This is a genomic window from Streptomyces finlayi (assembly GCF_014216315.1).
In the GTDB taxonomy this organism is placed as follows: domain Bacteria; phylum Actinomycetota; class Actinomycetes; order Streptomycetales; family Streptomycetaceae; genus Streptomyces; species Streptomyces finlayi_A.
Window position 1 is genome coordinate 6640263 of the sequence record NZ_CP045702.1, and the last position, 22022, is coordinate 6662284.

The 22022-nt window shown below is 71.0% G+C and carries 17 protein-coding genes and 3 pseudogenes; 13 read left to right on the forward strand and 7 right to left on the reverse strand.

Features of this window, described 5'->3' with window-relative positions; all coding sequences use genetic code 11:
• The first annotated feature begins 454 nt into the window (after positions 1 to 454).
• The 4 genes and pseudogenes from F0344_RS30430 (at position 455) to F0344_RS30445 (ending at position 6817) form a co-directional block, all read left to right on the forward strand.
• Positions 455 to 850: pseudogene (locus tag F0344_RS30430) on the forward strand (SseB family protein).
• Positions 847 to 1495, forward strand: a pseudogene (locus F0344_RS30435) (hypothetical protein). Before F0344_RS30430 ends, F0344_RS30435 begins: the two co-directional pseudogenes overlap by 4 nt.
• Positions 1495 to 6222, forward strand: a complete 4728-nt coding sequence (locus tag F0344_RS30440; RefSeq protein WP_185301824.1) for a putative T7SS-secreted protein — start codon at positions 1495 to 1497, stop codon at positions 6220 to 6222. Before F0344_RS30435 ends, F0344_RS30440 begins: the two are co-directional and overlap by 1 nt.
• Before the next feature lie 61 nt (positions 6223 to 6283).
• Positions 6284 to 6817, forward strand: a complete 534-nt coding sequence (locus tag F0344_RS30445) for an SMI1/KNR4 family protein (RefSeq protein ID WP_185301825.1) — start codon at positions 6284 to 6286, stop codon at positions 6815 to 6817.
• Positions 6818 to 7058: 241 nt separating this feature from the next.
• Here F0344_RS30445 and F0344_RS30450 read toward each other — a convergent pair whose 3' ends face one another.
• The 4 genes and pseudogenes from F0344_RS30450 to F0344_RS30465 form a co-directional block, all read right to left on the reverse strand.
• Positions 7059 to 7370, reverse strand: coding sequence for a transposase family protein (locus F0344_RS30450; RefSeq protein WP_258050171.1), 312 nt, complete (start codon positions 7368 to 7370; stop codon positions 7059 to 7061).
• A 301-nt stretch (positions 7371 to 7671) separates the two neighbouring features.
• The gene (locus F0344_RS30455; protein ID WP_185301826.1) at positions 7672 to 8529 is read right to left on the reverse strand and encodes a 3-hydroxybutyryl-CoA dehydrogenase; all 858 of its coding nucleotides are present in this window, start codon (positions 8527 to 8529) and stop codon (positions 7672 to 7674) included.
• A gap of 215 nt (positions 8530 to 8744) precedes the next feature.
• The gene (locus F0344_RS30460; protein WP_185301827.1) at positions 8745 to 8948 is read right to left on the reverse strand and encodes a DUF1918 domain-containing protein; all 204 of its coding nucleotides are present in this window, start codon (positions 8946 to 8948) and stop codon (positions 8745 to 8747) included.
• Positions 8949 to 8990: 42 nt separating this feature from the next.
• A pseudogene (locus F0344_RS30465) lies at positions 8991 to 10011 on the reverse strand (DMT family transporter).
• Between F0344_RS30465 and F0344_RS30470 the strand changes: the two are divergent.
• The 5 genes from F0344_RS30470 (at position 10010) to F0344_RS30490 (ending at position 15848) form a co-directional block, all read left to right on the forward strand.
• Positions 10010 to 11485: an aminotransferase-like domain-containing protein gene (locus tag F0344_RS30470; protein ID WP_185301828.1), complete on the forward strand. Its 1476-nt coding sequence runs from the start codon at positions 10010 to 10012 to the stop codon at positions 11483 to 11485. The pseudogene F0344_RS30465 and the gene F0344_RS30470 overlap by 2 nt on opposite strands.
• Before the next feature lie 91 nt (positions 11486 to 11576).
• Positions 11577 to 12152: a histidine phosphatase family protein gene (locus F0344_RS30475; RefSeq protein ID WP_185301829.1), complete on the forward strand. Its 576-nt coding sequence runs from the start codon at positions 11577 to 11579 to the stop codon at positions 12150 to 12152.
• A 95-nt stretch (positions 12153 to 12247) separates the two neighbouring features.
• Complete coding sequence (locus F0344_RS30480) at positions 12248 to 13396, forward strand: serine hydrolase domain-containing protein (protein WP_185301830.1); 1149 nt, start codon at positions 12248 to 12250, stop codon at positions 13394 to 13396.
• Positions 13397 to 13726: 330 nt separating this feature from the next.
• Positions 13727 to 14695, forward strand: a complete 969-nt coding sequence (locus F0344_RS30485) for an alpha/beta hydrolase (protein WP_185301831.1) — start codon at positions 13727 to 13729, stop codon at positions 14693 to 14695.
• Complete coding sequence (locus F0344_RS30490) at positions 14688 to 15848, forward strand: acyltransferase family protein (protein ID WP_185301832.1); 1161 nt, start codon at positions 14688 to 14690, stop codon at positions 15846 to 15848. Before F0344_RS30485 ends, F0344_RS30490 begins: the two co-directional genes overlap by 8 nt.
• A gap of 6 nt (positions 15849 to 15854) precedes the next feature.
• Here the strand turns inward: F0344_RS30490 and F0344_RS36605 are convergent, their stop codons facing one another.
• Positions 15855 to 16172 carry a hypothetical protein gene (locus tag F0344_RS36605; protein WP_308461018.1) on the reverse strand — a complete coding sequence of 106 codons (318 nt, stop codon included), beginning with the start codon at positions 16170 to 16172 and terminating at the stop codon, positions 15855 to 15857.
• A gap of 557 nt (positions 16173 to 16729) precedes the next feature.
• On the opposite strand from F0344_RS36605, the gene F0344_RS36610 reads away from it, so the two are divergent.
• From F0344_RS36610 to F0344_RS30510, 4 genes are all read left to right on the forward strand, one after another.
• Positions 16730 to 17167: a sensor histidine kinase gene (locus tag F0344_RS36610; RefSeq protein ID WP_308461019.1), complete on the forward strand. Its 438-nt coding sequence runs from the start codon at positions 16730 to 16732 to the stop codon at positions 17165 to 17167.
• Positions 17164 to 17832, forward strand: a complete 669-nt coding sequence (locus F0344_RS30500) for a response regulator (RefSeq protein ID WP_185301833.1) — start codon at positions 17164 to 17166, stop codon at positions 17830 to 17832. Before F0344_RS36610 ends, F0344_RS30500 begins: the two co-directional genes overlap by 4 nt.
• A gap of 181 nt (positions 17833 to 18013) precedes the next feature.
• A complete protein-coding gene (locus F0344_RS30505; protein ID WP_185301834.1) occupies positions 18014 to 18694 on the forward strand; it encodes a HEAT repeat domain-containing protein in 681 nt (226 codons plus the stop codon).
• Positions 18688 to 19692: a MerR family transcriptional regulator gene (locus F0344_RS30510; RefSeq protein WP_185301835.1), complete on the forward strand. Its 1005-nt coding sequence runs from the start codon at positions 18688 to 18690 to the stop codon at positions 19690 to 19692. The genes F0344_RS30505 and F0344_RS30510 overlap by 7 nt, the downstream gene beginning before the upstream one ends.
• A 146-nt stretch (positions 19693 to 19838) precedes the next feature.
• On the opposite strand, the gene gap is transcribed toward F0344_RS30510, so the two are convergent.
• A complete protein-coding gene (gene gap, locus F0344_RS30515; protein ID WP_185301836.1) occupies positions 19839 to 20837 on the reverse strand; it encodes a type I glyceraldehyde-3-phosphate dehydrogenase in 999 nt (332 codons plus the stop codon).
• A 106-nt stretch (positions 20838 to 20943) separates the two neighbouring features.
• Positions 20944 to 21900, reverse strand: coding sequence for a GlxA family transcriptional regulator (locus F0344_RS30520; protein WP_185301837.1), 957 nt, complete (start codon positions 21898 to 21900; stop codon positions 20944 to 20946).
• Positions 21901 to 22022: the final 122 nt, after the last annotated feature.

Consider the following 22022-nt stretch of genomic DNA (forward strand, 5'->3'; position numbering starts at 1 on the left):
AGACAATGTGGCGCAGGACGTGAAACATGTCCGGCCGTGAGCGCTCGTAGATGGGGTAGAGGCGGACGCGCGAACCGTAACTCTCCGCCTTCTCGCCGACCTGGCGCAGTACCCCTGCGGCTACGAGTGCGGGCTTCCAACTGCGCTCGTTCCAGGTTCCGGGGTTGATCCGAAGGCCGTGAGAGGTGGCCGATCTTCTCGGAGCGGAAGGGCAATCGGGACACGAAGACCCCTGGCGCACTACAGGGGCGCCCATGTCCGACCGGCCCACCAACGAGGGGGTTTGCCCCGCAACTGAGCCCGTACGCGTGGAGCGGACGCTGGTCCGGACTGTGACCGGCTGGCCATTTCTGTTCGTTGCTCCCGGGAAGCGCACCGTGACAATATTCGACGAGTGTTCGACAACGGGGATGACGCCGATGACGTAGCCGGGCCGCCCGCCCGGCGTTCAAAGATCTCTGACTTGGCCGACTGGCCTGCGCCCGACGTCGGCGGCTCGGCATGAGTTTGCTGTGTTGCTGGGTGAGTTCCGGCGTACGGCGGTGCTGGTGCCGCTGGATGCGAATGGTGATCTGTGGTCGGCGGAGCAGAACGGCGTGCGCTGGATTGTTGCGTTCTCGGACGAGGAGGCGCTCGCCAGGTTTGCGTTCGCTCGTGGGGACGCCGGGCGTGAGTGGACGTACCGGACGGTGCTGGGTGCCAGGTTGCTGGATGTGATGGTGCCGTTGCTGCCGGGTTCTGCGGGGGTGGCGTTGGATGCGGGCAGTGAGGACGGCGGGATGTTGTTCCCGCCGGTGGCGGGGATCGTGCCGGACGCGGTCGGGCGGTGGATGTCGGGGGGACGCGGTGAGCGGGGAGAGTCCTGATCTTGATGTGCCGCCGGAGGCGCTGGCCGCGATCGCGAAGGGGATCAACCTCGCGCATGCCGAGTTGAAGGACCTCGGCATGATCGGCGAGGCGTCTACGGGCCGGGGGTTCTCGGATCTCGCTTTGTCGGGGCTGGAGTTGGGGCATGGCGGGCTGGCGGCGGAGTTTCGGACGTTCTGTGACCGCTGGGAGTGGGGTGTGCGGGCCCTGACGCAGAAGGGGAACGGTTTTCGCGCTCGGGGTCGGGTTGTCGGCGGGTTCTTTCGCGGAGCAGGAGCAGTACGTCAAGGACTCGTTCAAGGTCGGTGTGAACTCCGTGAACGGTAATCCGCACCTGTCCGAGGACGAGGTCAAGGCGATGAGCTGGGACACGGTCAGCCGTCAGTCCGCGTACGACAGTCCGGACTACAGCGCGGAGTCGATGATCGAGGCCCACGGCGAGGTGAAGCAGAACTGGCAGGACACCGCCTACGACGTGGAGGACTCCGCGCTCGATTCCATGGAGCGCAGTGGGCTGATCGACCCGGGGGTGCGGGCGGCGGCGGATGAACGTCTCAAGGAACAACTCGATCCGTCGCAGGAGACGATCGATCAGGCTGAGCAGCCGCGGTGGGGGGAGAGTCGCTGATGGTGGACTGGGGGAAGCTCGGCGGGGACCTGTACGACGGGGCCGGTGATCTGGTCGACAAGGGCAAGGAGCTCGTAGGTACGGGGATCGACAAGGGCACCGATTTCGTCGGCTCGGGTCTGGAGAGGGTCGGTGCCGACTCGTGGGCGGACTCGGTCGAGGACTGGGGTGATGAGACCGCGTCCTCGCTGGGTGCGGAGGTCGGGGAGCAGCAGCTCGGGCAGAGTGAGGATGCGAACGAGCTGATTCATGGCAGGCCGGAGAAGATCGCCGCGGCGGTGAAGGACCTGCGGGACTTCCAGAAGGCGTTCGATCTCGTGGGCGGTGGGATGAAACGCCTCGATTCCGGTCACTGGAAGGGTGTGGCCGCCGATACGTTCCGGGAGAAGTTCCAGACGCTGCCCACCGACTGGGTGCGGGCGGCGGCTGCGTTCGAGGACGCGGCCTCGGCGTTGGAGACGTACGCCGGGACGGTCACCAGCGCGCAGGGCAAGGCGCGTGAGGCGATCGCTCTCTACAAGGAGGGCAAGCAGGACTACGAGACGGCCGCTGCCGCGTTCCGGAAGAAGGCGGCGGCGTACGACGCGGTCCGCAACACCGATCACCCGCTGCCGCATCCGGGGGAGTTCTCCGATCCGGGCACGGTCAAGCGGCAGCACGCACAAGAGATCCTGGAGGGTGCCCGGCGGGCGCGCAACGAGGCTGCCGAAGCCGCCAGGGGTGCGGTTACCGCCGCCATGGCCCATGCTCCGAAGGAGCCCACCGGCCTGGACCGGGCCAAGCAGGAGCTCGTCGACTACGGGGTTGGCCAGGGCATCGAACTGGCCCACTTCGGTGGCGGTGTCATCAAGGGCACAGCGGGACTGGTGAACTTCGTCCGCTCGGTCAACCCGACGGACCCCTACAACCTGACGCACCCGGCCGAGTACTACAAGGGCGTCAACATGACGCTCTCCGGCCTCGTCTCCACCGCCGCCAACCCCGACCGGGCACTCAAGAACGCCTGGGACGCCGCCAAGGGCGACCCCTCCGAATTCCTCGGGCGACTGATCCCCGAACTGGTCGGCACCAAGGGCGGCGGCCTCCTCAGGGGCGGCCTGCGGGCCGGGATGAAGGACCTGGCCGACACCCCTACGGGCAAGAACCGGGACGGACACGAGAAGAACCCCGACTCCAACGCCAAGAAGTGCAGCGAGGTCAAATGCGCCGGGGACCCCGTCGACGTCGCCACCGGGCGCATGCTGCTCCCGCAGACGGACATCGTGCTGCCGGGATCACTGCCCCTGGTCTTCGAGCGCGTCTTTGATTCCTCCTACCGAGCCGGACGCTGGTTCGGATCCGGCTGGTCGAGCACGGTCGACCAACGGTTGGAGATCGACGCGGAGGGCGTGGTGTTCAGCTGCGAGGAAGGCAGCCTCCTCGCCTACCCGCATCCCGCACCCGGCGCACCCGTCATGCCCACGCACGGCCGGCGCTGGCCTCTGGACCGGGTGAGCGACGGCTACACCGTCACCGACCCGGAAACCGGCCAGGTCCGGCACTTCGTCGACCACCCCAACGGGGAGCTGGCGCTCCTGGCCCAGATCGACGACCGCAACGGCCGCTGGATCACCTTCGAGTACGACGAGACGGGCGCTCCCACGTCGATCGTGCACCACGGCGGCTACCACCTGAAACTCACCACGAACGAAGGCCGCGTGACGACCCTTCGCCTCGCGGGAGCAGCCGCGGACGGATCCGACCAGGAGATCCTGCGATACGGCTACACCGACGGCCACCTGACCGAGGTGACCAACTCCTGCGGCCGCCCCCTGCGCTTCGACTGCGACGAGCACGGCCGCATCACCTCCTGGACCGACACCAACGGCCGCCGCTACGACTACACCTACGACGACCAGGACCGCTGCACCTACCAGACCGGCACCAACGGCCACGTCGAATCCCGGTTCACCTGGGACAACACCGACCCGGCAACCGGCCTGCGCACGACGACCCTGACCGACGGCCTCGGACACACAAAGCGCTTCATGGTCAACGACCGATCCCAAGTGATCGCCGAGATCGACGCGCTGGGCGCCGTGTCCCGCTTCGAGTACGACCGCCACAACCGGCTGCTGTCCCGAACGAATCCGCTGGGCCACACCAGCCGCTTCACTCACGACGAGCACGGCCACATGACGGTGTGGGAGCGCCCGGACGGACGACAAGCACGGGCGGAGTACGACGACCTCGGTCTGCCGACCCGTCTTGTCCGAACCGACGGAAACGTCATCCGCCAGACGTTCGACGGCCGCGGTAACCGCCTGTCGGTGACCGACGCCTCCGGCGCCAAGACGCAGTTCGCGTACGACGTGGATGGCCGGCTCACCACGGTGACCGACCCGCTCGGTGCTAGCACCCGCCTCGTCCTGGACCGCCGTGGCCTGCCCATCGAGGTCACAGACCCACTGGGTGCCACGACTCGTTACGCGCACGATGCCTTCGGTCGGACGATCTGCATCACCGACCCCCTCGGCGCACAGACACATCTGCAATGGACGGTGGAGGGTCTGCCGTCGCGGCGCACCGCACCCGACGGCACGGTGGAGTCCTGGACCTACGACGGCGAGGGAAATCGTCTCAGCCACACCGACGCGATGGGCGCAACGACCCTCTTCGCCTACACCGATTTCGACCTGCTGATAGCCCGCACAGGTCCCGACGGAGTCCGCCACGAGTTCTCCCACGACACGAACCTGAACCTGACGCGTGTCACCAACGCGCAGGGCCTGACCTGGGACTACGCCTACGATCCGGCGGGCCGGCTGGTCACGGAGAGCGACTTCGACGGCCGGACGCTGACCTACGCTTACGACGCGGCGGGCCGTCTGGTCTCCCGCGTGAACGGCCTGGGCCAGCGCATAGGGTTCACCCACGATGCCCTCGGGCAGGTCATCCGCCAGGAAGTCGAAGGCACCGCGGCCACGACCTTCGAGTACGACGTCTTCGACGAGCTCGCAGTGGCCACAGGACCAGGCGCCCGGCTAGAACGCCTGCGAGACCGCTACGGCCGCCTGACCTCCGAGACCGTCAACGGCCGGACCCTGACATACACGCACGACGCGATCGGCCGCAGGGTCGGCAGGACGACCCCGGGCGGAGCGGTCAGCCAGTGGTCGTACGACGCGGCCGGCCGCAAGACTAAGCTCACCGCGTCCGGGCGCGACATCGACTTCACATTCGATGCCCTGGGGCGCGAGGTGGAACGCTCGGTGTCGGACTTCGTGACGCTGACCTCGTCGTTCGACGACATGAACCGCTTGACGGCCCAGGGCATCGCCTCCCGGAACAGGACTCTCCAGCACCGCGCCTACTCCTACGGCACCGGCGGCGGCCTCCTGGGCATCAGCGACGCACTATCCGGCACCCGCGGCTTCGACGTCGACTCGGCCGGCCGCGTCACGGCCGTCCACGCGGACGGCTGGAGCGAGCACTACGCCTACGACGACGCGGGAAACCAGACCCAGGCATCATGGCCGACCGCGCATCCGTCGCACTCCGCGACGGGCGCACGCACCTATGACGGGACCCGCATCACCAGCGCGGGCGCTGTCCGCTACGAACACGACGCCCAGGGCCGCATCGTCCTGCGCCAAAAAACCCGCCTGTCCCGGAAACCCGACACCTGGCGCTACGAGTGGGACGCCGAGGACCATCTCACCTCGGTGACCACACCCGACGGCACCTGCTGGCGATACGCGTACGACCCCCTGGGCCGGCGAATATCCAAACAGTCCCCCTCCGAGACGGTCCACTTCACCTGGGACGGCACAACCCTCTGCGAGCAGACGACCGCGAACATCGTCCTGACCTGGGACCACGCGGGCCCACGCCCCCTGTCCCAGACAGAACGCCGCACAGACACCGACGACCAACGCTTCTTCGCCATCGTCACCGACCTGATCGGCACCCCCACCGAACTCGTCGACGAATACGGGAACCTCGCCTGGCGCACCCGCACCACCCTCTGGGGCACCACCACGTGGAACCGCGACGCCATCGCGTACACCCCGTTGCGGTTCCCAGGCCAGTACTTCGACCCCGAATCAGGGCTCCACTACAACTACTTCCGCTACTACGACCCGGAATCGGCCCGCTACCTCAGCCAGGACCCCCTCGGCCTCGCACCGGCCCCCAACCCGACGGCGTACGTCCACAACCCCCTGCTGTGGGCCGACCCGCTCGGGCTCCTGGCCTGCAGGAAGAACGAACCGGACGACCCCACATGGGACGGCAGGGTCGTCTACGGCGAACTCGACTCACTCGGCCGGCCAACCGGAATGCACGCCACCCTCGGTGACGACATGATGGGGAAAAACCCCACAGACCCGCACGGAGATCCCCCCGGCTGGGAAAAAGACAAGGGATACAACCGGGCCCATCTCCTCGGCGCACAGCTCGGCGGATCGAACTACAATCCGGCAAACTTCGTCACCATGCACGCCTACGCCAACTCACCCGTCATGCGGCATATGGAAAACCAGATTCGGGCCGCAGTCGAATCCGGAGAAACAATCCAGTACAGCGTCACTCCCAAATATAATGGGGTCGATAAAATTCCCGTAGGGGTGGACATCGAAGCCTACGGATCGAACGGCTTCACATTCACTCAACACAGAAGCACCGGAAGCATCGACTCGGGCAATACTGCATTCATACCCAACCAGAAGAGGGGCGGAGGCCCGTGAGGGAAGAAGAACAGAACCGCCCGGCCGTCCCAACTCGTCGCCCCCAGAACAGGATCCCGTCGTGAACAGTGCCCTTACCCGCCTCCTCGAAATCGCCCCAGCACCGAGCGAGCCACGCCAGAAAGACTGGGAGGAGGCTGAGCGTCGCCTCGGAGCTGAGCTCCCCGCCGACTACAAGGAGCTCATCCGGATCTATGGGGGCGGCAACTGGGACGACTACATGTACATCCTCGAGCCCGGCTGCCCCAATGAAAACTATGACCTCATCGAATGGGCGAAGAATCAGGCCGAAGACCTCGAAGACCTGTGGGAATTCGAAAAGAAGCCTGCGGAGCTTGAGGTCGAGGGCTCCCGAGTCATCCCGTGGGCGACCACAGACAACGGAGAGTGCCTCTACTGGCTTGTCCGGCCGGGCCTCGAACCCGATCAGTGGACCGTCTTGGTAAACGAAGCGCGCGGCGGCCGATGGGAGCACTACGAGGTTTCGTGCACACAATTTCTCGCATCCTCGCTTGACGGCCAGCTGCAGTCGAGCATCCTCTCGTCACTGTTCCCCCGCACCACACACGAATTCCGGCAACTCGGCGGGGTGTGACGCTTCGCCAGCTGTAGACCCTGGAGACCGTGATGACAGCCACACGGCCTTCAGGCGGACCACTCGGCGGTGCGTCGAAGAGAAGGGCGCAATGTCATCGGTCAGCGAACACGCGGTACCGGTAGGCAGCGCCGCAGATGCTCGTGGGGCTGCCCGCCCAATGCTTCTTCGGCACCAAGGAACAGTCCCTGGCCGAAGCCCCGGCCCGCTGCACGCGTGCCACGGGCCGCAGCCAGCCGCCTCATCCCACCCTGCGCGGGCTTGGTCGTGCTGCAGAACAGAAGCCGCCCGTCCACGCCGTGAAGACCATGGCCTTCACGGCGTTCTGCTTGTTCTTGCCGGAGATGAACTTGTCCCGGTCCTTGCTGCCGACGGCCGGGCGGCGGACCCGGATCTCGGTGCCGTCGATGATGCCGGTCTTTCCGATCGCGCCGAGATGGTCCACGAAATCGGCCCGAGTCCGCAGCCGTACGTCGGGACTGATGGTGCACCCTCGCTCGGCGAGCAGGGGCCGCACCTCGCCGACAGCCCGGGTGACAGTCGAGCGGTCCACACCGAATTAGCAGGCCAGCAGGTCTCGGGCCGGAGTTGCCAGGGACTTTTCAGGGACTTTCAGCTCTGTCGGAGGGACATCCGAGGGACTTTCCGCGGTACAAGCACGGAAGGCTGCGACAGCGCTGAAAGCCTCAAGACCTCGGGCATGGCCACCCACGCGACTGCTCCGCAGCGCTCCGACACGGCACCGGGTCGGCAGCAGGAGACGAGGCGCTGCGGGCCGCACGTGGGTCTGACCTCGGGCAGCGCGCCCCCGACAGGCCCAGCGGCGTCGGTGCCGGGCCTGTCGGTAGGGGCAGTCAGTACGGGTAGAACCCCGAACCCGTCTTGCGGCCGAGACGGCCCGCGTCCACCATGCGCTGGAGCAGCGGGGGAGCGGCGTACAGCGGCTCCTTGTACTCGGCGTACATGGAGTCGGCGACCGAGGCCACCGTGTCCAGGCCGATCAGGTCCGCGAGCTTCAGCGGGCCCATGGGGTGGGCGCAGCCCATCTCCATGCCGTTGTCGATGTCCTCGCGGCTGGCGATGCCCGACTCGAACATCCGGATCGCGGAGAGCAGGTACGGGATCAGCAGGGCGTTCACGACGAAGCCGGAACGGTCCTGCGCGCGGATCGGGTGCTTGCCCAGGACGTCCTGGACCAGCGCCTCGGCGCGCTGCACGGTCTCGTCGGAGGTGGTCAGCGCGGGGATCAGCTCGACGAGCCTCTGCACCGGCGCCGGGTTGAAGAAGTGGATGCCGATGACCTGGTCCGGGCGCGAGGTCGCGACGGCCAGCCTCACCAGCGGGATGGACGAGGTGTTGGAGGCGAGGATCGCGTCCTGCCGGGTCACCACCTGGTCGAGCACCTGGAAGATCTCGGTCTTGACCTGCTCGTTCTCCACGACGGCCTCGATGACGAGATCGCGGTCGGCGAACTCCCCGAGGTCGGTGGTGAAGCTGAGGCGGCCGAGCGTCTCGTCCCGCTCCTCCTCGGTGATCTTGCCGCGTTCGGCGGCCTTCGAGAGGGAGTTGTGCAGCCGGGTGCGGCCGATCTCCAGCGCCTCGCCCGTGGTCTCGGCCACCATGACCTGAAGGCCGCTGCGGGCGCACACCTCCGCGATCCCTGCGCCCATCTGGCCACAGCCCACCACTCCGACGCGTGCAATGTCGGCCATAGAGCCCGTCACCTCGTGCCTTTCGCTGATCCCTGTGTCGCAGGTTCCCGTCCGGTTCCGGTGCCCGCCTCGACCCCACGACGTTACTCCGTGATCCGGGCCCGGTGACCTGGGGGTCGTACCCCCGGCGGTCGGACGTGATCCCCGTCACGCGGGGGTGCGCGGCACATGGGCCGGGGACCCCACTCGGAGGTCCCCGGCGTCCGGTCCCGGACCTACCGTTGATCGTCCTGCGGGGATGTGTGCCGCACGACACAGTCGGGGCCGGGTGACTTGATCGATTCGTGTCCGTCCTCGTAGCGCACACGGTACGGCGGTGCGCCCTCGGCGCCGAGCACTTCGATGATCTCTGCGACTCTGTCGTGCTGTCCCACGGTCCTGCCGTGCATCAGCAGCCGGTCGCCGGTCTGTGCCTCCATCGGGAGTGACCTCCTCACGGGTGGCGGTGCCTGTCGACAAGTCTATGACCGGCGAGCGGCTTTGACCCCTGCGCGCTGGGTGACCGCGATGCAGACGAGTACGGCCACCGAGGCCACCGGGGCCGCCGCCGGAATCGTCTCCCCGAGTAGCAGGGCCGACCAGGCCAGGGTCAGCAGCGGCTGCGCCAGCTGGAGCTGGCTGGCCCGCGCCACCCCGATCTCGGCCATGCCCCGGTACCAGACGTAGAGGCCCACGAAGGTCGAGCCGACGGCCACCCAGACCAGCCCGATGACGCCGTGTGCCGTCAGCCGCACCGGTTCGAAGGGCAGCGCGATCGCGGCGCCCGCCACCGCGAGCGGCAGGGCGAGGATCAGGGCCCAGCCGATCACCTGCCAGCCCGGCATGACGCGGGCCAGCCTGCCGCCCCTCGGTGTATCCGGCGGCGCACACGAGCAGGGCGCCGAACAGGTAGAGGTCGCCGGCGGAGAGCGCCCCGCCGCTCTGCCGCACGGTGAACGCGATCACCACGGCGGCGCCCGCCACCGCCGCGGCCCAGAACGCGCGGGGCGGGCGCGCACCCGTGCGGAGCGAGGAGAACGCGGCGGTGGTCAGGGGCAGCAGGCCCACCACCACGGCCGCGTGCGAGGTCGTCGTGGTCCGGAGTGCCAGCGTGGTCAGCAGGGGGAAGCCCACCACCACCCCGCCCGCGACGACGGCGAGGCCGGCCAGGTGCCGGCGCTCGGGCACCGGCACCCGGCCCGCCAGCAGCACGCCGCCCGCGAGGGCGGCGGCGAGCAGGCTGCGCAGGGCGACCAGCGACCAGGGGCCGAAACTCTCCAGACCCCAGGCGGTGGAGGGGAAGGTCAGGGAGAACGCGACCACGCCGAACACCGCGAGCAGGGTGCCGCTGCCGCCGGCGGGGGCCTGTGCGGCCGCTCCTGCCCCGGGTCCCGCTCCTGCCCCGGTTGCGGTCCCTGCCTCGGTCACGGGCCCGGCTGGACCGCCGGCCGGGGAGGTGACTGCTATCGCGGTGTGGTGAGTAGCGCTATTCTCTGCTGTCATGCATGAGCGTAGCAGCGTGGTCGAACTGGCAGAATCCCTGCGCGGTGAACTCGACCGCTACTCACCAGGTGGAAAGCTGCCGTCGAGCCGTGTCCTGGTGGAACGCTTCCGGGTGAGCCCCGTGACCGTCTCCCGGGCCATCGCGCAGCTCGCCGCCGAGGGCTTGATCGTCACCCGCCCCGGTGCCGGAGCCTTCAGGGCGCAGCCCCGTACCGCCGTACGCCCTCCCGGGGACACCTCCTGGCAGGAGGTGTCCCTCAGTGCCGGCGGCGGCCCCGAGGTGGTGCCGCGGACCGTCGACGCCTCCGGGGTGCTGGTCACGCTCGCGGCCCCCTCGCCCGGTGTCATCGAGTTCAACGGGGGCTACCTCCACACCTCCCTCCAGCCCGAGCGCGCCATGGCCGCCGCGCTGGCCCGCGCCGGGCGCCGGCCCGGCGCCTGGGGCCGCCCGCCCACGGACGGGCTTCCCGAGCTGCGGGCCTGGTTCGCCCGGGAGATCAGCCCGGCCGTGAGCGCCGCCGACGTACTGATCACCGCGGGCGGCCAGAGCGCCCTGTCCACCGCCCTGCGCGCACTCGCCCCGCCCGGCGCCCCCGTCCTCGTCGAGTCGCCCACCTACCCGGGGATGCTCGCGGCGGCCCGCGCCACCGGTCTGCGTCCCGTGCCCGTCCCGGGTGACGCCGACGGTGTACGGCCCGATCTGCTCGCCGCCGCGTTCCGGGCGACGGGCGCCCGGGTGTTCGTCTGCCAGCCGCTGTTCCAGAATCCGACCGGTGCCGTCCTGGCACCCGACCGCCGCGGGGAAGTCGTCAGGATCGCCCGCGAGGCGGGTGCCTTCGTCGTCGAGGACGACTTCGCCCGCCGTCTCGTCCACGCGGACGCCGGGCCGCTGCCCGTGCCGCTCATGGCTCAGGACGAGGACGGCGTCGTCGTCCACGTCTGTTCCCTCACCAAGGTCACCTCGCCGAGCCTCCGCGTCGGCGCGCTGGCGGCCCGCGGCCCGGTACTGGAGCGGCTGCGCGCCATTCAGGTCGTCGACAGTTTCTTCGTTCCCCGGCCGCTCCAGGAGGCCGCGCTCGAACTGGTCGGTTCGCCGGCCTGGAGCCGTCATCTGCGCACCGTCGCGACCGTGCTGAAGGGCCGCCGCAACGCGATGACGGCCGCGCTCCGCCAGGAGCTCCCCGCATTCGCCCTCCCGCACATCCCGTCGGGCGGCGGCAGCCTCTGGCTGGGCCTCCCCGCGGCCTGGACCGCCGCCGAGGAGTCCGCGGTGGTCTCCGCGGCGCTGCGCGCGGGCGTCGCCGTCGCGCCAGGCCGCCCCTACTTCTGCGCGGAGGCACCGGCCGGCCGCATCCGGCTGAGCTTCGCCGCCGTCTCGGGCGCCGCCGAGATCGCCGAGGGCGTACGACGGCTGCGCACCGCCTGCGACGAGCTCCGCGACGGCCCGGAGCGGGGTGCGCGCCCGCCCGCGTGACCCCCGTGCCGGCGGGCTTCCGTGCTACGGCACACGGACTGCCCGATCCGTCCCCTTGACCGGTGTGGCGTTCGGCTCCACGATCGCGGCCATGAGTGTTCGAGTCTCCCTGGTCGCTGCGGCGCGCAGCTCCGCCCTGCTCGCCGAGCGCTTCGAGGACGACCGGCCGCTCGACCACGCCGGCTGGCACGAGATCCAGCTCACCGCGCACACGCTCCTGCCGCTCGGTGCCGCCGAGCTGCGCTACTGCTCCCCGACCCCGCGCAGCCGCGCCACAGGCGAGGCGCTCGGCTTCGCGCCGATGGCCCAGCCCGCGCTGCGCGACTGCGACATGGGTCGCTGGCGGGGCTGGACCCTCGCCGAGGTCGCCGCCCGCGAACCGGCCGCCGTGGACGCCTGGCTCGCCGACCCGCGCTCCGCCCCGCACGGCGGCGAGCCCCTCCTGGCCTTCATCTCGCGGATAGGGGGCTGGCTCGACACCCGGCCCGCCTGCGACGGATTCATCGTCGCGGTCGCCGAGCCCGCGGTGGTGCGGGCCGCCCTCGTCTATGCCCTCAAGGCCCCGCCCGCCACGTACTGGAACGTCGATGTCCGCCCGCTGTCCAGAGTCACCCTCACCGGTGCCCCGGGCCGCTGGAGCCTGAGCCTGGAAGCGGCGTCGGGCTGAGCGGACACACGCACACCCCTTCCGGCCGGTCCGACCAGTCGGTATGTTGCGGCTCACCGAAGCCATCAGGCTGTGCGCGAACCGAGGAGCCCGACGTGCCGCAGATCCACGGCCACTGCCACGACAGATTCGCGGCGGTGCGTGCCGCCTTCGAGGCGAACTTCACGGAGCGGGAGGAACTGGGCGCGGCGGTCACCGTCCTGGTCGACGGCGTCGCGGTGGCCGACCTGTGGGCCGGCTGGGCCGACCGGGCCCGTACCCGCCCGTGGGAGCGGGACACCCTGGTCAACGTCTGGTCCACTACCAAGGGCCCGACCGCGCTCTGTGCCCATATCCTCGCCGACCGGGGACTGCTCGACCTGGATGCCCCCGTCGCCGCGTACTGGCCCGAATTCGCCGCGGCGGGCAAGGAATCCGTCCGGGTCCGGGACCTCCTCTCGCACCGCGCGGGCCTGGCGGGGATCCGGGAGCCGCACACCCTGGCCGAGCTCTACGACTGGGAACTGACCACCGCCCGGCTGGCCGCGACCGAGCCCTGGTGGGAGCCGGGAACCCGCTCCGGCTATCACGCACTCACCTACGGCTTCCTCGTCGGCGAGGTCGTCCGCCGGATCACCGGACTGCTGCCGGGCGCCTTCCTGCACCAGGAGGTCACCGGGCCGCTCGGCATCGACTTCACCGTCGGCCTCCCGGAGAAGGAGGAGGGGCGGGTCGCCGAGCTGGTCACCTCGAGGCCCACGGCCACCGCGGCCGCGTTCTTCGCGCAGATGGAGCCGGTCGCCCTCGCCTCACTGGCCAACCCGCCCACCGGCGCGGTCGCCGCGAACACGCCCGAGTGGCGGGCCGCCGAGATCCCCGCGGCCAACGGCCACGGAACGGCCCGCGCGGTGGCCGCGCTGTACGGGATACTCGCCGGGCGCGGCACCCTCGACGGCCGGCGAGTCCTGTCCGAGGAAGCCGCCGAGCGGGTCCGCGAAGGGCAGGGGAGCTGCCGGGACCTGGTGCTGGGCGCCGCCTTCGCGCACGACACCGAGTTCGCCCTCGGCCTCTGGCTCAGCGGCCCGAACCGCTCCTACGGCCCCAACCCCCGAGCCTTCGGCCACGACGGCGCGGGCGGCTCCTGCGGGCTGGCCGACCCGGAGGCCGGGGTCGCGCTGGGCTACGTCATGAACCGGATGGGCTCGGACATCGCCGACGACCCGCGCAAGATGGCGCTGGTCGAGGCGGTGTACGAGGCGCTGTGACGGCCGGGCCGCCGGGGCCCGGGTTGCCAGGGGTCCGGGTTGCCAGGGGTCCGGGTTGCCAGGGGTCCGGGCTGCCAGGGGTCCGGGCTGCCAGGGGTCCGGGCTGCCGGGGGCCCGGGCTGCCGGGGGCCCGGGCTGCCAGGGCCCGGGTTGCCAGGGCTCATGCCTCCGGACGCCGGGAGGCGGAGCAACCGGCGGCCGCCCCCTACCCGTAATACCTGCGAGCTACCCGGCAGGTGCACCCTCCAGCGGGACGCCGACCACAAGGGCTGATCCATACCTTCCGTACCGGAAGCACACACCGCATCCGGTACGGAAGGACCACCCTCCATGGCGACCCGCCCGCGCACCAGCCGGCTGCGCCGCGCCCTCCTCGCCGCCCTCGTCGCCGCTTCGGTGGCGGTGCCGGTGTCGGGCGCGGCGGGGCCCGCGGCCGTCCCCGCGCCCGCCCCGGCCGAGCTCGGGCCACTCGGGCCCGCCACCGATGCCGCCCTCGACGAGCGGTACGCCGCGGGCCGCGCGGACATCCTGGCGGCCGAGCGGACGGCCGCGGTCCACGGCGACCGGCGACGCGCGGCCGTTCTGCGCGCCATGGCGGACCCCGGCCGCCGGTTCCTCTCCTTCGACGGCCGCGACGGCGGCCGAACCGCCGAGGTCTTCGGCGACCTGGCACACGCGGAACACATCGCCGTACTCGTGCCGGGCTCGGACACCAGCCTCGACTCGTACGGACGCTTCGGTGCCGGCGCCGAAGCGCTGCGGCGCGAACTCGGAGACGGCGCGGCCGTCATCGCCTGGCTCGGCTACAAGACCCCGGGGACGGTCAGCCGTCACATCGTGACGGACCGCAGCGCGGCGGCAGCAGCTCCCGGACTCGCCCACTTCGTGAGGGAGCTGACGTCGTCCAGGCCCGGTTCCCGGATGACGCTGCTCTGCCACTCCTACGGGGCGGTCGTCTGCGGGCTTGCCGCCGCGGACCTCCCCGTCGCGGACATCGTGCTGTACGGAAGCCCGGGCACCGGCGCACGGGACGTGGAGAGCCTGCGCACGCGGGCCACCGTCTGGGCGGGCCGCGGCGCCGACGACTGGATCGCCGACGTCCCGCACCGACGGCTCGACCTCGGGTTCGTCACCGTCGGGTTCGGGACCGACCCGGTGTCACCCTCCTTCGGAGCCCGCGTGTTCGACGCGGGCCCGGGCGGCCACAGCGACTACCTCCGCCCCGGCTCCGTACCCCTGCGGAACCTGGCACGGATCGTGCGCGGACACGCCCTGAGCACGGAGCCCGGCCATGCGTGACCTCGTTCGGACCATCGAAGCCGCCACCCCGCCCGGCCGTGACCGCGCCGTCGACGCCCTGCGCGCCCTCGCCATCCTCGGCGTGGTCATGGGCCACTGGCTGGTGACCGCCCTGATCGCGGACAGCGGTACGGTGCGCGCCGCGAGCCCCCTCCAGTACATGCCCCGACTGGCGCCCGTCTCCTGGGCGTTCCAGACCCTCGCCGTGTTCTTCCTGGTCGGCGGACGGATGGGCGCGCAGGGTTACGCGTCCGCCCGCGCCCGGGGCGTTCCCTACCGGCAATGGCTCGGCGCGCGGCTGGCCCGGCTGTTCCGGCCGGTCGCCGCCCTGCTCGCCGTCTGGGCGGTGGCGGCGGGCGTGATGGCGGCCGCGGGCGTCGGCCACGCCACCCTCCACACGCTCGGCAAGCTGGTCCTCTCACCGCTCTGGTTCCTGCTGGTCTTCGCCGCCCTCACCGCCGCCACCCCTCTCGTGGCGAAGGTCCATCCGCTGTGGCCCCTCGTCGTCGTCCTCCATGTCGACCTGCTGAGATTCGGGGCGGAGGCGCCCGCCGCGGTCGGCTGGATCAATGTGGCGGCCGGGTGGCTGGTCCCGTACTGCCTGGGCGCCGCCTGGGCCCGGGGCGGCCTGCGGGGCCGGACGGCCGGCTGGGTCCTGCTCGGCGGGGGAGCCGCCACCACGCTGCTCCTCGTCCTGTTCGCCGGATACCCGGCGTCCATGGTCGGTGTCCCGGGAGCCGCCGTGTCCAACCTCGACCCGCCCACCCTCGCCGTGGTGACCTTCGGGCTCGCCCAGTGCGGTGCGGCCCTGCTGCTGCTCGGCCCGCTGCGACGGCTGCTGGTACGGCCCGCTCTGTGGGCGGCGGTGGCCCTGGCCAACCTCTCCGCGATGACCCTCTTCCTCTGGCACCAGACCGCCATGATGGCGGTCACCGCGACCGGCTTGTGGGCGGCCGGACCCCTCCCCGGACTGCACACGGTGCCGGACGGTGCGGCCTGGGTGCTTGCCCGGCCGGCCTGGCTGCCGGTGTTCGCGCTCGCCCTGCTGGTGTGCCGGTCGGCGTTCCGCACGTACGAACAGGGGCGGCCCGGCCGCTCACGGGTGGTCCGCGAGGCCCGCCCCGACCGGACCGTGGAGGCGCACAGTGCCTAGGGTGGATCATGTGAAGCTGACGGGGGCGGGGGCGGGGGCGGGGGCGGGGGCGGGAAGCGGGAAGCGGCTGACGGCCGCGGTGCGGAAGCTGCCGCGCACCGTGTACGGGGGCATGTGGACCGGGCCCACGGATCCGCTGCCGCGCATGGGCGAGCCGGGCTGGCCGGTCTGGCGGCCGGTGTCCTGGATGGTGCTGGTGGTGCTCGCCGCGACCATCGCCGTGACGAACGTGAACGGCGGCACCGGTCGAGCGGTCACCTGGTACGCCCTGCTGCTCGCCGGGCTCCAGTCCGCGGCGCTCGTCGCCGCGATGTCCCGGCCCATGCCGGCCTGGTGGGCCTCGATCGTGCTGATGGCCGTCGGTTCCGTCGTCTGGGAGCCCCTGGTCCACCGGGACAGGCTCTACCCGTGGAGCATCCCCGCCATCGTGCTGCACTGCGCCCTGCTGTTCCTCATGGCTTCGCGGGTGCGGCCCTGGACCGCGGTACGGGCACTGGTGATCACCGTCCTGGCCGGGGTGGCCTGCCTCCCCTTCACCACCCAGGCGCACAACTACAACGTCGACCGGGCCGTTCCGTTCTTCGTCGTGGCCACGGTGCTCGGCGCCTCGCTGCGCGGACTCCGGCTGGCCCGGGGGCAGTTGGTGGTCCAGGCCGAGCTGACGGCGGAGGAGCGCAACCGGCGCACCCTGCTGGAGGAACGCAACCGGATCGCCCGCGAACTGCACGACGTGGTCGCCCACCACATGACCGTGATCTCCATCCAGGCGCAGGTCGCCCCGCACCTGGTCGAGGACCCTTCCGACGCCCTGCGCGAGAACCTCGCCTCCATCCGGGAGAAACGCCGTCGACGCCCTCACCGAACTGCGCAGGGTGCTGGGCGTGCTGCGCACGGAGGACACCCTCGCCGAAGGGGCGCACGCGCCGCAGCCCACGCTCGACCGGCTGGACGAACTGGTCGGCACGGTACGGGGAGCGGGGATCACCGTCGTCAGCGAGTCGACGGGAAGGCGCCGGCCCCTCTCGCCGGGCGTCGAACTGTCGGCGTTCCGCATCGTCCAGGAGGCGCTGAGCAACGTGATGCGCCACGCGCCCGGAGCGCGCGTACGGGTGGAGACCGGCTACCACTCGGCGGCGGTCACGGTCCGCGTCACCAACACCGCGCCCGACCGCGTGCCCGCCCCCTCACGGGGAGCCGGCCACGGACTGCTCGGCATGCGGGAACGTACCGTCATGCTGGGCGGAGACTTCGCCAACGGCCCCACCGCGGAGGGCGGTTACGAAGTGGTGGCCACCCTTCCCCTGGAGGACCCCGTATGACCATCCGCGTACTGATCGCCGACGACCAGATGATGGTCCGCCAGGGCTTCACCGTGCTGCTCGACGCCGAACCGGGCATCGTGGTCGTCGGCCAGGCCGTGGACGGCCTCGACGCGGTCGTCAAGGTGGCGGAACTCGCCCCCGACGTCGTCCTGATGGACATCCGCATGCCCGGACTCGGCGGCATCGAGGCGACCCGCCGCGTCACCGCGTCGCCCGACACCACCGTCAAGGTGCTCGTCCTGACGACCTTAGACCTCGACGAGTACGTGTACGAGGCGCTCCGCGCGGGCGCGTCCGGCTTTCTGCTCAAGGACGCCTCGGCAGCCGAACTGGCCCACGCGGTAAGGGTGGTGGCGGCCGGGGAGGCGCTCCTCGCGCCGAACATCACCAAGCGGCTGATCGCCGAGTACGCCCGGCTGGCCGAGGCGCCCCGCGCGCCCCTCAAGGACCGGCTGGGGGACCTGACGCAGCGCGAGACGGAGGTGCTGTCCCTGATCGCGCACGGACTGTCGAACGCGGAGATAGCGGCCCGTCTGGTGGTCGCCGAACAGACGGTGAAGACCCACGTGAGCCGCATCCTCGTCAAACTGTCCCTGCGCGACCGCACTCAGGCCGCCGTCCACGCGTACGAGACGGGACTGGTGCGTCCGGCCGGTTACTGAGCCGGTCCCCACTCCCCGGCGGGTGCGCCTCCCGCGCGGAGCCCGCGCATGAGTACGGCGTACACGGACGCTGCCAAGGCGGGGCGTTGACCTGCGATGCCCCGACGTGCGGGGACGAACGGCCCCACTTGACCTTGACACGGTGACAAGGTCTTCACTGCTTCCCGAGGAGGTGGTCTCGATGACGGTCACGGGACAGGACACGGATGCGGTACGGGCGCTCCACGCGCTGGAGGACGCTCGTGCGTCCGTGCGGCTGCGGGCTGCTCTGGAGGTCGGCACGACGCCGGACCCGCGCTTCGTCGGCAAGCTGGTCGAGCGATGTGGGATCGAACCCGAGTTCTTCGTCCGCGACATGCTGACCTGGGCGCTCACCCGCCATCCGGTGTCCATGACGCTGCCCGAGCTGCTCCGCGAGGTCCGCTCGGAGCGGCCGCAGGCCCGGAGTCAGGCGCTGCACACGCTGTCCAAGATCGGGGACCGGCAGGCGTGGCCGGCGATCACACCGGCGCTGTTGTCGGACGCCGACGACGAGGTGGCGCGGAGTGCCTGGCGCACCGCGGTCGTGCTCGTACCGCGGGACGGGGAGTTGGCGCTGGCCGAGGTGCTCACGACGCAGCTCGGACGCGGTGGGCGGGAGACGCGGCTCAGCCTCAGCCGTGCACTGGTCGCACTGGGCGAAGCGATCGTGCCGGCTCTGCTCACCGCGGCGACGGCCGCTGACCCGCACGTGCGCACCCACGCGCTCGCCACGCAACGGCTGCTGCGCGACCCGGACGCCGGATTCGAGTCGGCGATCGAGGAGGCGAAGCGCGTCGTGGCCCTCGACGGGGCCGGCCGAGGCGACGATAAGGCGTGCTGATCGGTGAGGTGGCGAGGCGGTCCGGGGTCAGTGCCCGCATGCTCCGGCATTACGAGTCGCTCGGCCTGGTGCGTCCTTCGGGCCGTACGGGCTCCGGGTACCGGGAGTACTCCGGGGAGGACATCCGGCGGATCTTCCATATCGAGAGTCTGCGTTCGCTGGGACTGTCGCTGCGCGAGATCGGGCGCGCGCTCGACGATCCCGGCTTCACCCCGTCGGCGCTCGTCGGCGACCTCATCCACCGGACGCGCGAACGCCTCGCGGCCGAGACCGACCTGCTCACCCGGCTGCGCCGGATCGAAGCCGCGGACCCGGCCGGCTGGGAGGACGTCCTCCAGGCCGTCGCGCTTCTCCAGGCCCTGGGGTCGAAGAGCGCCGACGCGCGCCAGCGCGCCGCCCTTTCCTCGGCCGACGGGATTCCGGTGCCGGTGGAGGCACTGGTGGAGGCGGCACTCAGCGAGACGGAGCCGAACGTCGCCGGGGCCCTTCGCTGGGCGCTGGCGCGATCAGGCGAAGACGGCGCCGCGCTGCTGGCGAAGGGCCTGGGCTCACCGGTGGCAGCGGTGCGGGAACGTGCCGTCCGGTCCCTGGCCGAGATGCCCGGTGATGAGGCTGCCGCGCGTTTGCGGCAGGCGCTCGCGCACACCGATGCGGTGGTGCGCGCTCATGCGGCTCTGGCGCTCGGGACGCGCGGTGCGGCCGATGCGGTCCCCACGCTCATCGACATGATCGCGGAAGGAAGGAACGACACCGATGCGGCCGATGCGCTGAGCACGCTGGCGAGCGGCGCCGCGGATGCGGACCGGATCGCGACCGGGCTCGTCGACCGCCTCGCCCACGCCACCACGACGGCGCCTGCCCGCGGACGGCTGACCCAGGCACTGGCGGGCATCCCGGGGGCGAAGGCGTCAGGCGCCCTCATGGAACTCGCGCATGACGCGGACCGCGCCGTCGCGCTGACCGCCGCGTACCTTCTTCGACTACGCCCCGCACGGTGACGGACCCGCCTGGGGGTGCCGCCTCCCACTGAGCGCTGATCCGTCGCGCGTCCGGCTGAGCGCTGTGGTCGGCCTCGGCCGACCACAGGTCCGGCAGGAGGTACTGGGCGGGCGGCCTCCGCAGGAGGGCCGCCCCCGGTTTCCGGTCAGCCGGTGGCGAGGAGTTCGAGGGTGTCGATCACGCGGTTCGAGAAGCCCCACTCGTTGTCGTACCAGGCGACCACCTTGACGTGGCGGCCGTCGACGCGGGTCAGAGCCGAGTCGAAGATCGACGAGGCCGGATTGCCCGTGATGTCGGACGACACGAGGGGGTCGTCCGAGTACTCGAGTACGCCCGCGAGCGGCCCCTGCGCCGCGGCACGGTACGCCGCCAGCACGTCCTCGCGCGTCACGTCGCGAGCGACGGTCGTGTTGAGTTCGACGAGCGATCCCACCGGAACCGGTACGCGGATCGAGTCGCCCGACAGCTTGCCGTCGAGGTTCGGCAGCACGAGGCCGATCGCCTTGGCCGCCCCTGTCGTGGTCGGCACGATGTTGACAGCGGCCGCGCGGGCACGGCGGGCGTCACGGTGCGGACCGTCCTGGAGGTTCTGCTCCTGGGTGTAGGCGTGCACCGTCGTCATGAAGCCGTGCTCGATCCCGGCGAGATCGTCGAGCACCTTGGCCAGCGGGGCGAGCGCGTTGGTCGTGCACGAGGCGTTGGAGACGATCGTGTGCGCCGAGGGGTCGTAGGCGTCGGTGTTGACGCCGAACGCGAGGGTGACATCGGCGCCGTCCGCCGGCGCGCTGATGAGTACCCTCTTCGCGCCCGCCTCGATGTGGGCGCGGGCGGCCGTGGCCGACGTGAAGCGGCCGGTCGCCTCGAGCACGATGTCCACGCCGAGACCGGCCCACGGCAGCTGCGCCGGTTCGCGCTCGGCGAGCACGGTGATGCGACGGCCGTCGACGACGAGGGTGTCTCCCTCGACCGTCACCGGGCGGCCGAGCCGGCCCGCCGTCGTGTCATAGGCGAGCAGCCGCGCGAGGGTGGCGGGCTCCGTGAGGTCGTTGACGGCGACGACCTCCAGGTCACTGTCGCGTTCGAGCAGTGCGCGCAGCACATTGCGTCCGATGCGGCCGAATCCGTTGATGGCGATGCGAGTCATGAGTGGTGTCCCTTCGGGTTCGTCACCAGGTTCTCGCGCGGCATCCACCGGTGACAGCGGCGTGATCGCCACGGTCCGAAAGGATCACGCCAGGGGTGGTCGCGGGCTACTGCCCCTGGGCGAAGGTGCGCCGGTACTCGCTCGGTGTGGTGTCGAGGATGCGCTGGAAGTGCAGCCGCAGATTCGCACCGGTGCCGAGGCCGACGTCGGCGGCGATCTGCTCGACGCCCCGCTGTGATCGCTCGAGCAGCTCACGGGCCACGTCGATGCGGGCTCGCATGACCCACTGCATCGGCGTGTACCCCGTGTCTTCGACGAAGCGCCGCGAGAACGTGCGAGGCGACACCGCCGCGTGCCGGGCGAGCACTTCGAGGGTGAGGGGCTCACCGAGCCGGTGCAGCGCCCACTCCCGGGTGGCGGCGAACCGCTCGCCGAGCGGCTCGGGCACACTGCGCGGCACGTACTGCGCCTGACCCCCGCTGCGGTAGGGGGCCGCCACCAGGCGCCGCGCCGCGTGGTTCGACGCGGACACCCCCAGATCGCCGCGCAGGATGTGCAGGCACAGGTCGATGCCCGAGGCGGCGCCGGCCGACGTCAGCACGCTGCCCTCGTCGACGAACAGGACGTTCGCGTCGACCCGAACGAGTGGACGCTTCTCCGCGAGTGCCCGCGTGTAGTGCCAGTGCGTCGTGGCGCGCTTTCCGTCGAGCAGACCCGTGGCGGCGAGCGCGAAGGCGCCCGTGGAGATGGCGGCGAGCCGCGCGCCCCGGTGGTGGGCGGCGATCAGCGCGTCGACGACGGCCTGCGGCGGATCGTCACGGTCCGGGTGCCGGTAGCCGGGAACGAAGACGATGTCAGCCCACGCGAGTGCCTCGATGCCGTGGGCGACGTGGTACGTGAGGCCGTCGCCGCCGGCCACGGGACCGGGTGCCGCGCCGCACACCCGCACCTCGTACGGCATGCTCGCGCGGGTCGTGAACACCTGCGCGGGGATACCGACATCGAGAGGCTTCGCACCTTCGAGCACGAGGACGGCGACGTGATGCAGGGGTGAGGCTGGCACGGGAAGAGGGTACGCGGGGGCCTCTCGCCCCTGTTCCCGCAGGCCGCGTGCTCCGCCGGGCAACCAGCTCTTTGCATAAAAGTGCAGCCCTGCGTATAGTCATGCCATCGACGAGGAGGATT